This window comes from Streptomyces sp. B5E4 (genome assembly GCF_039871555.1).
Classification (GTDB): Bacteria; Actinomycetota; Actinomycetes; order Streptomycetales; family Streptomycetaceae; genus Streptomyces.
This window is the reverse complement of the sequence record NZ_JBDPMI010000002.1, coordinates 425,919-442,002: the sequence shown is the minus strand read 5'-3', so window position 1 is coordinate 442,002 and position 16,084 is coordinate 425,919. Positions and strand designations below refer to the sequence as shown.

At 66.9% G+C, this 16,084-nt stretch carries 14 protein-coding genes; 9 read left to right on the top strand and 5 right to left on the bottom strand.

The window, feature by feature from the left end; genetic code table 11:
• Positions 1-40: 40 nt before the first annotated feature.
• The 3 genes from ABGA99_RS04475 to ABGA99_RS04465 all read left to right on the top strand — a co-directional run bounded on the left by ABGA99_RS04475 (position 41) and on the right by ABGA99_RS04465 (position 4,455).
• On the top strand, positions 41-1,507 hold the full coding sequence (locus ABGA99_RS04475; protein WP_347579190.1) for a M1 family metallopeptidase: 1,467 nt from the start codon (positions 41-43) through the stop codon (positions 1,505-1,507).
• 132 nt (positions 1,508-1,639) lie between these two features.
• A complete protein-coding gene (locus tag ABGA99_RS04470; RefSeq protein WP_347579189.1) occupies positions 1,640-3,088 on the top strand; it encodes an aminotransferase class V-fold PLP-dependent enzyme in 1,449 nt (482 codons plus the stop codon).
• A gap of 20 nt (positions 3,089-3,108) precedes the next feature.
• On the top strand, positions 3,109-4,455 hold the full coding sequence (locus ABGA99_RS04465) for an FAD-dependent monooxygenase (RefSeq protein ID WP_347579188.1): 1,347 nt from the start codon (positions 3,109-3,111) through the stop codon (positions 4,453-4,455).
• Between the two features lie 3 nt (positions 4,456-4,458).
• On the opposite strand, the gene asnB is transcribed toward ABGA99_RS04465, so the two are convergent.
• The 5 genes from asnB to ABGA99_RS04440 form a co-directional block, all read right to left on the bottom strand.
• Complete coding sequence (gene asnB, locus ABGA99_RS04460; protein WP_347579187.1) at positions 4,459-6,300, bottom strand: asparagine synthase (glutamine-hydrolyzing); 1,842 nt, start codon at positions 6,298-6,300, stop codon at positions 4,459-4,461.
• Positions 6,301-6,374: 74 nt separating this feature from the next.
• Positions 6,375-6,914 (bottom strand): peroxidase-related enzyme, encoded by a 540-nt coding sequence (locus tag ABGA99_RS04455; RefSeq protein ID WP_347582179.1) that lies wholly within the window; start codon positions 6,912-6,914, stop codon positions 6,375-6,377.
• A gap of 63 nt (positions 6,915-6,977) precedes the next feature.
• Positions 6,978-8,207 carry a cytochrome P450 gene (locus ABGA99_RS04450; RefSeq protein WP_347579185.1) on the bottom strand — a complete coding sequence of 410 codons (1,230 nt, stop codon included), beginning with the start codon at positions 8,205-8,207 and terminating at the stop codon, positions 6,978-6,980.
• Positions 8,208-8,447: 240 nt separating this feature from the next.
• The gene (locus ABGA99_RS04445; RefSeq protein WP_347579184.1) at positions 8,448-9,164 is read right to left on the bottom strand and encodes a flavin reductase family protein; all 717 of its coding nucleotides are present in this window, start codon (positions 9,162-9,164) and stop codon (positions 8,448-8,450) included.
• Positions 9,165-9,359: 195 nt separating this feature from the next.
• Entirely contained in the window at positions 9,360-9,482 is a 123-nt protein-coding gene (locus ABGA99_RS04440; RefSeq protein ID WP_347579183.1) for a hypothetical protein, read from the bottom strand.
• Between the two features lie 471 nt (positions 9,483-9,953).
• On the opposite strand from ABGA99_RS04440, the gene ABGA99_RS04435 reads away from it, so the two are divergent.
• From ABGA99_RS04435 to ABGA99_RS04410, 6 genes are all read left to right on the top strand, one after another.
• Entirely contained in the window at positions 9,954-10,394 is a 441-nt protein-coding gene (locus ABGA99_RS04435; RefSeq protein ID WP_347579182.1) for a hypothetical protein, read from the top strand.
• Positions 10,395-10,474: 80 nt separating this feature from the next.
• Positions 10,475-11,194 (top strand): DUF6073 family protein, encoded by a 720-nt coding sequence (locus ABGA99_RS04430; protein ID WP_347579181.1) that lies wholly within the window; start codon positions 10,475-10,477, stop codon positions 11,192-11,194.
• Positions 11,195-11,211: 17 nt separating this feature from the next.
• Positions 11,212-11,937, top strand: coding sequence for a hypothetical protein (locus ABGA99_RS04425; RefSeq protein WP_347582178.1), 726 nt, complete (start codon positions 11,212-11,214; stop codon positions 11,935-11,937).
• A gap of 56 nt (positions 11,938-11,993) precedes the next feature.
• The gene (locus ABGA99_RS04420) at positions 11,994-13,205 is read left to right on the top strand and encodes an AarF/UbiB family protein (RefSeq protein ID WP_347582177.1); all 1,212 of its coding nucleotides are present in this window, start codon (positions 11,994-11,996) and stop codon (positions 13,203-13,205) included.
• Positions 13,206-13,218: 13 nt separating this feature from the next.
• The gene (locus ABGA99_RS04415; RefSeq protein ID WP_347582176.1) at positions 13,219-15,639 is read left to right on the top strand and encodes an ATP-dependent Clp protease ATP-binding subunit; all 2,421 of its coding nucleotides are present in this window, start codon (positions 13,219-13,221) and stop codon (positions 15,637-15,639) included.
• Between the two features lie 35 nt (positions 15,640-15,674).
• The gene (locus tag ABGA99_RS04410; RefSeq protein ID WP_347579177.1) at positions 15,675-16,037 is read left to right on the top strand and encodes a VOC family protein; all 363 of its coding nucleotides are present in this window, start codon (positions 15,675-15,677) and stop codon (positions 16,035-16,037) included.
• The last annotated feature ends 47 nt before the right edge of the window (positions 16,038-16,084 follow it).

The window sequence follows — 16,084 nt, the reverse complement described above, 5'->3', positions numbered from 1 at the left end:
CGTGCCGGGCACCGCCCACCACGATCGAGGGATCTCGGCCATGACCGACCAGACAGAGTTCGACAGGGTGCTGGCCGAAGCGGCCCTGCACGCCGGCTCCTCGCCGCTCGCCGGCTCGGACCTGGCCGGCGTGGGAGACCCCTACTTCCCCGTCGACGGATCCGGCCTGTTCACCCTCACCCACCACACACTCGAGGTCGATTTCGACGTCGCCAGTGGCGTGCTGCGTGGACGGGCACGTCTGGAGATCGCCGTCAGCGCGGACGTACCGGCGATCGCACTGGACTTCGGACTGCCGGCCCATGAAGTGGTCGTCGACGGCTCCCCACTGCCCGCCAAGGCGGTCCCCGGGAAGCTCGTCATCGAACCCGACGCCGGTCTCAGCGCCGGCAGTCACCATCTCGACATCACCTACGCGGGCTCACCCGGAGACGTGGAAATCCGGGGCGAAAGATCCTGGATGAACACGCCCTTGGGTGCGCTGGCCGCGAGGGAACCACACGCGGCGGCATTCTGGTTCCCCACCAACGACCACCCGTCGCGCAAGGGGACCTACGACCTCACGATCACCGTGCCGCGGGGGTTCGTCGCCGTCGCCCCGGGCCGGCTCGTCGAGCACTCGCACACCTCACATGGGCATCGCTTCCGCTGGGTGACAGCCGAACCCGTGGCCTCCTACCTTTACTCGCTGCTCATCGACAGGATGCGTATCGAGATCGAGGCCCTCGACGAGCGCGGCTTGCAGTGGGTTTCAGGCTACGGTGACGGGGTCAACGACCATGCACCCGCGGCCCGGGCCTCCATCGAGACCACGCCGGCGGTATGCGCATGGCTGGAATCTCTCCTCGGCCCCTATCCGTTCGACGCCCTCGGCGGAGTGGTGACCCGAATGGCCGGCCCACATGCACTGGAGACCCAGACCCATCCGATCTACGGCGACCGCTTCTTTCACCAGAGCATCGACTCGTACGTCGTGGCACACGAGATGGCCCATCACTGGTTCGGCAACTCGGTCAGCGTCTCGGCCTGGAATGACATCTGGATCAGCGAGGGCATCGCCACCTACCTGTCGTGGATGTGGTCGGAGAAGAACGACGAGGGCACCACAGATGAGCTGTTCAGCAGCTTCTATCACCTTCGGGCCGCCGACACGGACTACTGGCGGATCCCACCCGGCGACCCCTCACCGGCGCATCTCCTGTCGACCCAGGTCTATGAACGAGGAGCGATGGCGGTCCATGTCCTTCGCCGGTCGATCGGCGACGACGCGTTCATCGCATGCCTGCGCACGTGGTGTGCCGAGCACCGCCACCACCACGGATCGCTGCCGCAGTTTCTCGCTACGGCCGCGGAGGTCGGCAGGACCGACACCGCTGCGATCATGCAGCCCTGGCTGTTCGCGCGCCGACGCCCCGGCCCGCCATCGGGAATGCTCCCCCACGGCGGCGTCGAACTGCCTTCGCTGCGGTTCATCCGCCGTACCGGGGACCCTCGATCACCGAGGTGAGCCCGTCACTGTGCCGTGGACGTCATCTGTTTCCGATCTTGACAAGCCACCGACCCGGCAGATAGCTTAATAATTATGTATTGAATGCCCGTGGTTGTCTGCCGAGCCAGCTTGATCCGAGAGGAGCCCGTCATGTCGGCCGCCGAGCTGAGTTTCGCGGACTTCGCGCACCATTACGGGCAGTACGCTGCTGCGGATCATCTCGACGAGGTGCGTGCCCGGGACTTCTCACAGCTGGACCGCCTCGACCAGGTGTACCTGGACTACACCGGCAGCGCGCTTCCCGGTCGATACCAGTTGGACAGATACCGCGACCACGTCTGCGACGGCGTCTGGGGCAACCCGCACTCGGTGCACCTGCCCTCGCGGCGCTCGACGGAAGCGATCACCGCGGCGCGGCGGGCCGTGCTCGACTTCCTGAACGGGTCGCCCGACGAGTACACCGTCGTGTTCTGCGCGAACGCTTCGGCCGCGATCCGGCTGGTCGCCGAATCGTTCCCCTTCACCGCGCCCTCCCGGCTCGCCCTCCTCCAGGACAACCACAACTCCGTACTCGGCGTTCGTGAGTACGCCGAGCGGCTCGGCGCCGAGGTGACGACCGTGCCGCTCGCGGCGGACTTGAGGGCCGACGTCGACGAGACGACCCGGGTGCTTGCCGGCGGTACAGACGGCCCCTCGCTTTTCGCCTACCCGGCCCAGAGCAACTTCTCCGGGGTACGCCATTCGCTCGACTGGATAGACGTGGCTCACGCCCACGGCTGGCGGGTGCTGCTCGACGCGGCGGCCCTTGTGCTGTCGCAGGACCTCGACCTGGCCCGGCACACACCCGACTTCGTGCCGATATCGTTCTACAAGATCTTCGGCTGGCCCACCGGTATCGGCTGCCTCGTCGCGAGGAAGGAGGCGCTGGCCGAACTGCGGCGCCCCTGGTTCTCGGGCGGCACGGTCATCGCCTCCAGTGCGATGGGAGGCTGGCACGCCCTGGCGCCCGGAGCCGAGGGGTTCGAAGACGGCACGCCGAACTTCCTCGGCGCCGTCGGCGTGGACATCGGACTGGGCTACGTCACGAACGTCGTCAAACGGGCTCCGGCACGGGCGCGCATGACGAGTCTGCTGCAGTACGCGCTGAATCGCCTCACCGAACTGAAGCACGACAACGGTATGCCCATGTGCGTCGTCTATGGCCCTGCCGACATCGTCGACAGGGGACCCACCATCGCGTTCAACATCATGGACCGCAACGGCCGCGTGGTCGACGAACGCCTTGTCGAAAGCCGATCGGTCGCCATGAACATAGCGTTGAGAACCGGCTGCTTCTGCAACCCCGGCGTCGGAGAGACCGCGTTCGGCCTCGACACCGACGATCTGCTGCGGGCCGGCCGGCTCAGCAAGGGCCAGTACTCGGTCGACCACTACCGGCACGAGGTCGGCATTCAGACCGGTGGCGCGCTGCGCATCTCGCTCGGACCGGTCTCCAACTTCCAGGATCTTTCCCGTTTCGACTCCTTCCTGCTGAGCTGGCAGAACTTCGTCCAGACCACCGACAGCCTCGTCGGTCTGCCGCCTCGTGAGCGTTGCTGAGACAGAAGGCGGGGGTCACCTTGCAGAAAGCCGTGGTGATCGGCGGCAGCATCGCCGGCCTGCTGACAGCGCAGGTACTCTCGGCCGGCTTCGACCAGGTCGTCGTGATCGACCGCGACGACCTGGACAGCACGAGCAGGGTCCGGCGCGGCGTCCCGCAGGCAAGGCACCCGCATACGCTCCTGCGCCGCGGCGAGCAGATACTCAACACCCTCTTCCCCGGCATCACGGACGACCTGATCCGGCACGGTGCGGTCGTGATGCCCATGGAACGGGTGTGGTGGTGGCAGCACAGGGGCTACCGGGCGACGGTTCCCGAGGCGGCCCCCATCATCTCGTGCTCACGTCCGCTGCTGGAGTGCCTGGTGCGCGAGCGCGTCAGGGGCAACGCGGTGGTCGAACTCCGCACAGGTGAAGCGGTCGATCTGATCGGCAGCGACGGCGCCGTCACCGGGGTGTGCGTGCGCGATCCGTCCGGCACCTCGACGGCGGTCGACGCCGATCTTGTCGTGGACTGCTCCGGACGCCGGTCGAAGGCCGACCACTGGCTGACCGGGCTCGGGTACCCCGGCCCCGAGGTGGAGCTGGTCGAATCGCACGTGCGGTACACGACCCGCATCTTTCACCGGTCGACGAGCGTGCGGACCGACGGCGCCGCCGGCTACTTCGTCATCAGCGACCCGAAGGCCAAGAAGCGCTTCGGCACAGCGATGCCGATCGAGGACGACAGATGGATCATCACCCTCTCCGGGCTGCACGGCGAGGGAGCGCCGACCGACTTGGCCGGATATCTGAGCTGGGCCCAGACCCTGCCCACCGCCAAAATAGCGTCCATCATCGAAGACGAACGGCCCATCGGCGAGGCGGTCCGCTACCGGCTGCCAGGAAGCGAGTGGCGGCTGTTCCACCGGCTCGCGGCCCACCCCCGGGGCTTCGTGTGCGTCGGCGATTCCGTATGCAGCCTCAACGCCCTGTACGGGCAGGGCATGACGTCTGCCGCGGTTCAGGTGGTGGCGCTGCAGCAGGCCCTGGCACGGTCCGATGTCACGGATCCGGAGTTCGCCCGCACCTTCTACCGATTGTCGGCACGTGCGGTGTCGCCGGCGTGGACGACGGCCACCGGAGCCGACTTCGTCTATCCCGAGACCCGTGGCCGCCGACCCTGGCCGACGAACATGATCAATCGGTACGTCAGCAGATGTGTGGTGGCCGGCCAGCATGACCTGAGTATCGCGACGAGCCTGTGGGACGTGGCCAACATGGTGAGGCCCCCCGCGTCGCTGCTGAGCCCCTCGGCTCTCGCCAGGACGGTGCGCTACTCCAGGCGAGGTCCCTTGAGGAGCTACAAGCCGATCACGCCTCGATGAGACCTACAGCAGCAGGTCGGGCGAGTACAGGTCGAGCCAGTGATAGACGTCCAGTATCCGGTCGAGTCCCGCTCGGACGTCCCTGGGCATCTTCTCCGGTGGGATCTCGGTGGCCGCCTGTGCCCACTTCCGGTCGACGATCGCGAAGACGGGGTTGTCGGGATGCGCGAGGATCCCGGAGAGCTGGCTGACGAGGCTTGCGGCGTACCCGGGGTCCTGGCTCGTCGGATAGGGGCTCTTCACCCGGTCGCGAACCGCCTGGGGCACCAGGGCGCTGGAGGCCGCGCGGAGAAGGCTCTTCTCGCGGCCGTCGAAGGTCTTGAACGACCACGGTGTGTTGTAGACGTATTCGACCAGGCGGTGGTCGCAGTACGGAACGCGGACTTCCAGCCCGACGGCCATGGAGGCACGGTCCTTGCGATCGAGCAGCATGGGAAGGAACCGGGTGAGGTGCTGGTGGCTGATGAGCCGCATCCGCCGTTCCCGGTCGTCGTCCCCGGGCAGGTGTTCAACCTCCTTGCGGGAGACGGCGTACTGGTCGGCGATGAAGTCCTCAAGCTCCAGCTTCGCCCTCAGGTCGCGGTTCAGCAGGGCGAACCGGTCGGCGGTGAAGGCGCTGCGGAATGCCAGCCAGGGGAAGTTGTCCGCGTTGACCGACGCCGGGTGGTGGAACCAGATGTACCCCCCGAAGATCTCGTCCGCGGACTCGCCGGAGAGGGCGACGGTGGACTGCTCACGAATCGCGCGGAAGAGCAGGTACAGCGAGTTGTCCATGTCGCCGAGGCCGGCGGGTATGCCACGGGCGTCGACGACGGCACGGCGCACGCTCGGCCTCGACAGCGTGCTTTGGTCGAGAACGACGCTGTGGTGGCTGGTCCTGACGAGCTCGACGACCTCCCGGACGAACGGCGCATCCGGCGTATCGCGGATCTCGTCGGGCATGAACGTCGACTCCTGGTCCTCGAAGTCGACGGAGAAGGTGCGCAGCGCCTGGCGCTTCGCCGCGTCGGTCGCCGTGGCGAGGCCGGTGAGGGCACTCGAGTCGAGACCGCCGGACAGCAGTACGCACAGGGGGACGTCCGAGACGAGTTGCCGTTCGACGATGTCGTCGAGCAGTCCGCGCACATGCTCGACCGTGGTGGGTATGTCGTCGGTGTGCTGCCGGGTCTGCAGGCTCCAGTACGTGTGCGCAGTGGTGCCCGCGCGATCGACTGTGAGCGTCGTCCCCGGCCGGACCTGGTCCATGTCGCGCCACAGTGACCAGCCGGGCGTACCGGTCATCGAGAAGAGCTCACGCAGACCGTCGGTGGTGACCGTGCGGTCGGCCGACGGATGGGCGAGGATCGCCTTCGGCTCGGACCCGAAGACGATCCCCGTGGGGGTGCGGTAGAAGTACAGGGGCTTGATACCGAAGCGGTCCCGGGCGAGGAACAACCGCTCTCGCCGCTGGTCCCAGATCGCGAACGCGAACATCCCGTTGAGTCGCTCGACGACCGGCTCCCCCCACTCCAGATAGCCCCGGAGCAGGACTTCGGTGTCGCTGCTGGTCTCGAATCTGTGACCGCGCGTCCTGAGCTCGGCCCGCAGCTCGGTGTAGTTGTAGATCTCACCGCTGTAGACGAGCGCGACGTCCTGGCCGGTCTCGGTCGCCACCATCGGCTGCCGGCCACCGGCCGGATCGATCACGGCCAGACGCCGGTGTCCGAGAGCGACGTTCTCGCGAACGAACGTTCCGGTCGCATCCGGGCCGCGGTGCGACACGGCCGACGTCATGGACTCGATGACATCGTTCGGCCGGTCGCCGAAGCCTGAATCGAACGAGACCCAGCCGGTGATTCCGCACATTGATGATCTCCCACCTGATCCGTTCGATCCCGCCGCCGCGTCTGATCGGCGCGGCGTACGTAGAGAGGTGGCGCTTAGGCCGGCTCGCGCTCGGTCTTGGAGATGGTGCCGGCGGCGTACCCCTGGCTGACGAGTCCCGCGGCCATGGACTTGTAGAAGCCCGGGTCCTCGGGTACCACGGCACCCAGTCCGTCGACGTAGCGGTTGAACATGGCGAAGGCAGCGGCGATGAGGACCGCGTCGTGCACGTCGCGCTCCGTGGCCCCGGCCTCGCGTGCCTTCGCGACGTCCGAGTCCTGGACGGTCTTGCCGTCGGCGGTCACCTTCGTCGCGATGTCGAGCAACGCCTTCATCTTCGGGCTGATCGCGGCGTCGGTCGATCGTGACCTGACGCCGTCGACGACGGCCTCGCCGTCGTCGAGCTGGGCGGCCGCGATCGCGAAGTGCCCGTTGGCACAGAACGGACTGGCGTTGAGGTTGGACGCATGCCCGGCGATGAGCTCCCGCTCGCCTCGTGAGAGGGAGGTCTCGTCGCGCAGCAGCGCCTCGCAGAATTCCAGGAGTGGTTTGGCGGTTTCGGGGCGGTAGTTGAACAGCCCGAAGATGCCGGGCATCTGGGCGTTAACGGTGATGTGTGGCATCACGTGCTCCTAGCCTTGTAGGCAATCGGCTGGTCGTTACCATTCGACCGGCAGCCGGGTGTATCCGTGGAACCCGAGCACGGGCGTGTGACGCTCGCCGGTGAACTCCGACGAGAGCGAGAGATCCGGGAGCCGTTCGGCCAGGCCCGCGAGGAGTTTCTGCACCTCGGTCCTTGCCAGCGGTGCCCCGATGCAGAAGTGCGCTCCGTGTCCGAACGACAGGTGCCGATTCGGTGTGCGGTCGACGCGCACCTGGTCGGGGGAGTCGAAGGCGGCTTCGTCCCGGTTGCCTGAGCCGAACAGGATGAACAGTCTGCGGCCGGCAGGTATCGATACGCCGCCGAGGGCGGTGTCCCGGGTCGTCGTCCGCCACAGGCCTTGCAGGGGGGCGTCGTAGCGCAGGATCTCCTCGACGACGGTCGGGATGGCCGACGGGTCGGCACACAGGCGTGCCCAGCGGGCGGGCTCCGACAGGAGGACGGCCATACCGTTGCCCACGGTGTCGATGGTCGTTTTGTGCCCCGCCATCACCAGCCCGCACAGGGCGCTGACGATCTCGTTCATCGACAGGGGTTCGGCGCCGGGGAGCTGCTCGTGGACCATGACGCTGATGACGTCGGACGTGGGCCGGGCCCGACGCTCCTCGATCTCGCCCGCGATGAAGTGCTGGAAGGCCACCAGACTGCGTGCCTGCCGCACGCGTTCGTCCAGTTCGGCGGGCGAGAACAGGAACGAGACGAGGTCCTTGCTCCAGCGGGACGCGTCCTCGATGTGGTCCGCCGAGATGCCCATGAAGCGCAGGATGACCTCGACGGTCACGGGCCGGGCCAGATCCGCGATCAGATCGCACTTTCCCCACGGAACGACGCGGTCCAGGTGCCTGTCGATGACACGGTCGACGGCCGCGCTGAACTCCTTGGTCCGGGCCTGGGCCATGGCCTGCACGTACGGGTGGCGGAATCGCGTGTGCGCCTCGCCGTCGGTACTGATCGCGATCGGCACCATCGGGTAGCCCGTCGCCAGCACTTCCGCGACCTCGGGATGCGGATCGTCGAACGGGCGCGTCAGCCCCTGCGACGAGAACGTCTCCGGGTCGCCGCACACGGTTTTGATGTCGTCGTACCGGCTGACCACCCAGGCATTGAGTTCGGGCGAGAACTTGACCGGCTCCTCGTCACGAAGGCGACGGTACAGCGGGTACGGGTCGGCGAACAGCGCGCTCATCTCACCGAACTTCTGCTTGGTCGAGTCGGCGGTGGTCGTCATCTGCGCACTCCGAGCTCTGTCGGAACTCCAACCGCCCCGGCCCCGCTGCTTCTCGCACGCGGGCCGCCCGGGCTGTCCGAAGTTGACGGGCCATAGGTCGCTATACGTTTAGGCATTGAGACGGTAGTCCGGCCGTCTGGCCGAGTCAACCCTCCTCGGATGCCCTCGCGTGTGCCCGAGAGGCGTCCTGACGGCCGCGGAAGGCGTGGGTACGCGAGGGCGCAGGGCATGGGCTTCGCCTTACCCGTAGGTGCCGCGGTAGTAGGTCAGCGGGTGAGCGTCGGCTTCGCCGGTTCCGGCGTCGACGACCTCCCCGACGTAGACGCTGTGGTCGCCGGCGGGATGGACGTCGCGCAGCTCGCAGTCGATGTGGGCGATCGTGCCGGTCAGGACCGGGCATCCCGTGAAGCCGCTCGGTTGCCAGTCGATGCCTTGGAACCGGTCCCCGTCGGCATCGGCGGTGGCCATGCGTTCTGCGATCCACTGCTGGTCCTTGCCGAGCATGTTCACGCTGTACGCACCGAGCTCGATTATCACCCGACCGGTGGTGGACCCGTTTCGTGCGCAGAACAAGACCAGCGGCGGTTCGAGCGATACCGAGCAGAACGCCTGACAGGTCATGCCGACGGGGCCTATCGGCGTCGCTCCGGTCACGATGGTCAGTCCGGTGACGAAATGACTGAGCGCGCGGGTGAAGGTCGCCGTGTCGACTCCTGCGGCGGATGTCGCCCGCGGCTCGCGGCCCCCGAGTGATTCTGGCAGGTCAGCAGCCCGAGGATGTGGTTCGACGGCTGACGCGGTGCCTGCGGCGAGACAGTAATGGGATGAGCGCAACGGAAGCCTCCCCCTCAGGTCGCTACCGTATGTTCTATCGACAGTGTGCGGCCTTCGGAACCCCTGAGCGGGCGTTGATGAGCTCGCCGGAACATTCAGCAACCTCGAAGAACCCGGTGCCATGCACGGCCGCCGTCGGTGGCTTCCCGTTCGCACGAGGCATCACCGCCGTAGTTCGCCGGCCGGCTGCCGACGTGAGGCCTCCCGAATGTGACGACACGTCAGCCGAGAGGGATCGTCGCCGGAATCCGCTTCAGATGCGCGGTTTCCGCCCCTGCCTCGGCCATCCGGGCGCTGCGCGGCTCCGCAGTCCGCGGCTTACAGCCGCGTGATCGTCTCCACCTGCTCGGCGTTCAACCGCACGAGGTCACCGCGCGAAGGGCGGCGCGAGGCGGGCAGCACGTCACCCTCGATGCGCTGATCGCCCGCAAGTCGCGGCATTTCGTAGGCAGTTACCTGTTGACTATAGAAAAAAAGAGTGATCTAGTGGGTGGTGCGTAGCTGCTCAGGTCTCTTGATTCACGTGCGCGGCAAGCGGGTCGTGGTCAGGGATTTGCCGGTGCAGGGGTCACGGAGAGGCAGGGAGGAGGCCGGGCCGTGTTCGCAGGTGGTGGACAGGCAGGAACGCAGGGCCGGACCCTCCCCGGGCCGGGTCGCGTGGCCGGCAGCGAGCGCGTGCCCGCCGGGCCCGTACCGGATCGGCGCCGTCACGCCCCCGGGTGCGTCGGCGCGAGTCAGGCGGCCGCAGCCGCAGCACAGCTTCCGCATCCGGTACGCGGTCACCGCCGTGCACGGCTCGGACCGAACAACGGCCACCTTCAGCCGCACGTCACGAACAGTCCTGAGCAGTCACCGTGGTGCAGCCCTCCGACGGCAGCACCGCCCGCCTGACGACTCGCGGAAGGAACCGCCATGACCGACCTCGCCGCTCCTCACAGTCTCGACACCACGGCTCTGCTGGAGGAGTACCGTGCCACGGTGGTGCCCGCGGCCACCGAATTCGTCCGAGGCCGCATGCCGGCACGAGCTCTGCGCGAGATCTGGTTGCCCTACTTCCAAGGCTCGTTCCTCACCTACGAGAGGGCCGTCCAGACGGCCTGGCGCGCCGCGTACGGACCTGACCACGGCATCGAGCCGGGCCCTCCGCTGGCCGACCCGAAGTACGCCGACCAGCTCCGCTACTTTCCGGTGACCATCGCGCACAACAACCTTGAGCGCCTCATCGACGTACTCGCGATCGAGCTCGGACAACAGACCGCGAGCGCGACGAATCTGCCTGAGCGGATCATCGACTTCGCCTACGTCATCGATGCCCTGGAGGGCTTGATGGCGTCGCTGTCGAACAAGTCGTGATCCAGGCTCGGCCCCCAGACACAACACAACAAGTTCAACCAGTCGGCGAAAAACTTCACACGGAGGATCTGATGAGCCTCATGAACGAGCTGCGCGAGGGCGCAGCGATCAAGGGCGCCGAAGGTTCGGCGCTGCACAATGCCGAAGTAGTCAAGGGACACGATCTCGCGTGGGGCGGGGACCTCTACACCATCCGTCCCTACACCCTCGGTCCGGCCGCACTCGAGGCCTTCACCGTCCGCGAGCGCATCCACGTAGTGATCGACGGCCTCGGTGAGGACCTGGTCGACCTGCACGGCATCGGCGTCTACCGCCGGCACGAGCCGCGGATCGGCGCCGAGGGCGAGACCGAGCTCACGTGGCGCACCGCAACCATCGGTGCGCAGTTCCTGTCGCTGCAGGTCGTCGGCCAGAGCGACGTGTTCGGGCAGGTCAGGGTGACCAACACCCCGTCCAAGAGTGAAGGCGCCACCGTGTCGCCGAATCTCGTTCCCGGCCCGGTGGACCCCGAGATCACCCCGATGAAGAACTGCGTGACCGCGCTGTACCCGCGGTTCGACATCGAGAACCTCGGAACCGTCATCGACACCGGCGAGACCCGTGTCGACGTCGAGTCGCGCGTCAACATGGTTCCTCCGATCGGCGACGTGTCCCGGACGTCGACGTCGTACGCGCTGTACGACGGCGACCGTCAGGTCGGGACGCTGCTGGCGGCGGACCTCGAAATCGGCGCCCTGCTGCACCACATCCCGGTGAAGAACGCGACCAACCCGGTCGAGTTCGCCACCATAACCGCCTGAGCTAGGAACGACCGGCGGTGAACGAAAGTGGACGGGCCCGCGCCAACCTCGACGCGGGCCCGCTCACGGCTTATGCCTTCGGCGTCTCCTCCCTCATAGGTCATCGCGCGATGCGATACACCTTCGCCCGCGCCGCGGTCGACCACCGGTTCCTGACCGCGGTACGGATCGACGCCCCGCAGAGCCTGAGCGGTACTGAGGTGGCGATCTGGGAAGACCTGACGCGGCCCGGCGGCTGCCGCATCCGTACCTTCATTCCGACGATGCGCGCGCCCAAGGACATCGACCGGCCCCAGATGTTCGACTGCCTCCCGCTCACCGACATCAGCTATCTGGACCTCATGCGCACGATCTGCCCCAGTCTGCTTCCGAAGACCTGTGCGGGAGTGGCATCGGATGAGTCGGAGTGGGTGACGTCGCTCGGTGCGTCGGACCGGGTGGCGTATCGCATGGACGACGTGTCGATCACCGAGTTCCTGGTCGACGGCCGGTCGACGCCGGTGGCTCGGCAGGTGCACAGAAAAGATGTGCTCGAACGCTCCTGGCAGGTTCTGGAGTTCGGCAGCGAAGCCGATCACGGCGTGCCCGTGCGGATTCGGGTCGGTCGAGCCGGCGTCAGGAATCCGACGATCTTCGAACGGGAGACCGCGGTGATGGCGCTCGCGCGGCATCCCGGCATCGAGGACGCCGTTCCGCTCTTGGATGAGGCCCATCGACGACTCTTCGGAACGGGATCGGTATGAAGCGCGCAGCGAATCGACGCCGAAACGCCTTGCGTGCCACGGGTCGGCTCCTGTCCGTGGCGACGGCGACGGCAAGGGTCGCCGGTGCCGTGGTGGTACATCCGAGACGGGCGGGGGATGCGGCCGCTGATTCCCTCGTGCGCGGCGTCGAGTCGCTCGGAGGCGCCTACATCAAGGTGGGCCAACTGCTGGCCACCCGGCCGGACCTCATCGGTCCACGACTCGCGGATCGGCTGTCGCGACTGCAGGACGACGTTGCCGCGATGAGCGGCGCCGATGCGCTTGCCGTGCTCGAACGTTCCCGCCTGCCGCTGCCGGCGAGTGCCTTTTCCGCGGTGGCGAAGGGTCCCGTGGCAAGCGGATCGATCGCCTGCGTGTACCGGTGGGAACCCGAGCCCGGCGCTCCCGTCGCGTTGAAGATACGGCGGCCCGATGCGGCCGCGACGGTCCCCATCGACACGGCCATGCTGCGTCGGTTCGCACGGCTGCTCGCGAAGACTCCGTGGATGCGTTCCAGCCCGATCGTCGCCATCGTCGATGATCTGTGCGCCGCCGTTCTCCAGCAGCTCGACCTGGACCGCGAGCGCGTCATGCTGGCCCGGCTTCGGGGGACCCTGGCGCACGAGGCACAGATCGTCGTTCCGGCACCGGTCGACGAGTACTCCAACTCCGAACTGCTCGCGATGGAGTTCATCGACGGGTTGGACCGTGGGATGTTCGCGACCGCGGCACCGCGCCTGCGTGACGAGGGCATCGCCACTCTGGTCCGCGCGATGTACGAGCTCGTCTTCGTGCACGGTTTCGTGCATATCGATCTGCACCAGGGAAACGCGTACCTGCTCGCGGACGGGCGGCTCGTTCTGCTCGACGTCGGGTTCGCCCACGTGCTGAGCGACTTCTCCCGTGAGCGTTTCACCCGGTTCTTCGGCGGCATGGTGACCGGGCGCGGGCAGGAGTGCGCGGAGATCCTGCTCAGCACGACGAAAGGGGTCGACCACCACGATCAGAACCTGGATCGGTTCCGGGCGGAGGTCGTTCAGCTCGTGGAGGAGTCCGCGGAACTCGACGTTGCGCACTTCTCGGTACCTCGCTTCGCCGCGCGGCTCTTTCAGATCCAGCAGAGCAACGGCTACTACGCCGAGCCCGAGATGATGTTCCCGTTGCTGTGCCTGATCGCCCTTGAGGGAACCGTCAATTCCCTGGCGCCACATATGGACTTCCAGATCGAGGCCGCCCCCTACATCATGTCCAGCCTTATCGATCAGTAGCCGGGGAGGATCTGTGCAGGCCAAGTTCAGCAACGCCGCCGACCAAGTGCTCAGCTCGGCCGAGGGTCAGGCGCAACGGTTCAATCATCCCTACATCGGTCCCGAGCACCTGCTCCTCGGACTGGCCGATCACTCACAGGGGGCGGCCGCCCGTGTTCTCCGGGACAACGGCGCTTCCGTGGAGACTCTCCATGAGAAGGTCCATTTCATCCTCGGAGAGTCCGAGCCTCGTCCGGCAACGGAGCTGCACACGACCCCGCAGGCCACCGAGGTACTCCACGCCGCGGCCACTCAGGCAGGGCGCCGTGGTGATCCCACGATCGAGCCCGCACACATCCTGCTGGCCCTCCTCGCCCAGACGTCGAACAATCTCAGCGTCGACATTCTGCTGAGCCTCGGTCTCGACCCCGCAGAACTGCGATCGGAACTTCTGGAAGCGATGGCGGTGGACGCACCGTCCGAACTCCAGCCCGCCGCGGCCGAGCCGGCCGCATTCAAGCCCGCGGGATCGCAGCTCCTGGATCAGTTCGGCGTCAATCTCACCCGGGAAGCGGCCGACGGCAAGCTCGACCCCGTCATCGGCCGTGACGCGGAGATCCGACGGCTGACCCAAGTACTCTCGCGGCGCATGAAGAACAACCCCGTCCTTCTCGGGGACGCTGGCGTGGGCAAGACGGCCATCGTGGAAGGACTGGCCCGCAACATCGTCGATCGTGCGGTGCCTCCCTCGCTCGCCGACAAGCAGCTCTACGCGATCGACCTCGCATCGATGGTCGCCGGTTCGCGCTACCGCGGCGACTTCGAGGAACGTCTCAAGAACGTCCTCAAGGAGGTTCAGGGCCGTGGCGACATCATCGTGTTCATCGATGAGATCCACATGCTGGTCGGTGCGGGTGCCGCGGAGGGGTCGATCGATGCCGCGAACATCCTCAAACCCCTCCTCAGCCGTGGCGAGATGAAGCTCATCGGAGCGACCACCCACGGCGAGTACCGCAGGTCGCTGGAGAAGGACTCGGCTCTCGACCGGCGTTTCCAGCGGATCAGCGTGGACGAACCCACCCCGGCCCACGCCGTCGCGATCCTGACGGGGCTGAAACCGCTGTTCGAGGAGCACCATCAGGTGACGATCGCCGATGCGGCCGTCCAGGCCGCCGTCGACTTGTCCTGCCGCTATCTGTCCACGCGGTTCCTTCCCGACAAGGCGATCGACCTGATGGACGAGGCCGCGGCGGAAGTCGCACTTCGGCTCGATGCCACGGCGACCGAGGTGGTGGCCGACGACGTAGCAACGGTCGTGTCGCAACAGACCGGCGTGCCGGTGTCGACGATGTCCGGAAGCGAGTCGCAGAAGCTCGGGCAGATGGCGGATCGCCTGCACCGGCGTATCGTCGGCATGGACGAGGCGATCCAGGCCGTCAGCAAGGCGATCAAGCGCTCACGCACGGGAATCCGGGACCCGCGCCGGCCGGCCGGCTCGTTCATCTTCGCCGGCCCCACGGGTGTGGGTAAGACGGAGCTGGCCAAAGCGCTGGCCGAGTTCCTCTTCGATGACCAGGACAGCCTGGTTCGTTTTGACATGTCAGAGTTCGGCGAGAGCCACACGGCTTCACGCCTCGTCGGTTCGCCGCCCGGGTACGTGGGCCACGACGAGGGCGGGCAGCTGACCGAACGTGTCCGTCGCAAGCCGTTCTCGGTGGTGCTGTTCGACGAGGTGGAGAAAGCCCATCTCGATGTGTTCAACACACTGCTCCAGGTGCTCGACGACGGCCATCTGACGGATGCGGCCGGCCGGCGAGTGGACTTCACGAACACGGTCATCATCCTGACCACCAACCTCGGCTCGCGCGACCTCGCCAGAGGCCGTCTCGGCTTCGCCGACGGCGCGGGCAACCACCGGTATGAGCATCTGAAGAATGTGGTGACCGTCGAACTCAAAAAGCACTTCAGACCGGAATTCCTCAACCGTCTCGACGACGTCATCGTCTTCCCCGAGCTGTCGGGTGACGACATCCGGGCCATCGTCGGACTGCTGTTGAACGGCCTGGACCGACGACTGAGCGCCAACAACATCTCGATCGACGTCACCCCGGCCGCTCGTGAGCACCTGGCGACCCGCGGACACAACGCGACGGAAGGGGCGCGACATCTGCGGCGGGCGATCCAGACGCACATCGAGGATCCGCTGGCCGAGATGGTGCTCACCGAACGCGTCGAAGCCGGCCAGACCGTCAGGATCGACACCGATGCGGACTCCCGCAAGCTCACGCTGACTCCCCTGGGCCCATGCGATGGCGACCCTTCGCCGTCCGGCTTCGACAGCGACATCCCGGTCGAGGACATCCCGGTCGAGGCGAACGGGGGGATCGAGCCCGATCACGCCGGCGCCGAGCGGGCCGTTGACGCCCCAACTCAGCGTAAGGTAAGTTCAGACTGACTTAAGAAACAGTACCCTTCTGGGAGAGGTCAGGAATGGGCCAGCCACTCGCGTACTTCGAGATCACCTCGTCCGAGAACGCGGAGCGTCTCCAGTCCTTCTATGCCGACATGTTCGGCTGGAACGTCAATCAACTGCCCGACATGGGGGGCTACGCCCTCGTCGACACGCAGTCCGGCCAGGGATCCGTCGTGGGCGGGATCGGTCCGGCCATGGGCGAGCCCGGTGTCCGGGTGTACTTCCACGCGCCTGATCTCGATGCCGCGCTCAAGCGGGCCGAGGAGCTCGGCGGGTCGAAGGTCATGGAGCCCACCGAGTTGCCCGGGTTCGGCAACATCGCCGTGTTCGCCGACCCGGACGGAAACGCCATCGGCCTGTGGGATCAGCGTTCTGCCTGACCCACCAGCACCAAGACGGGCGGCGAAGTGAGGCCGACGCGGTTGCG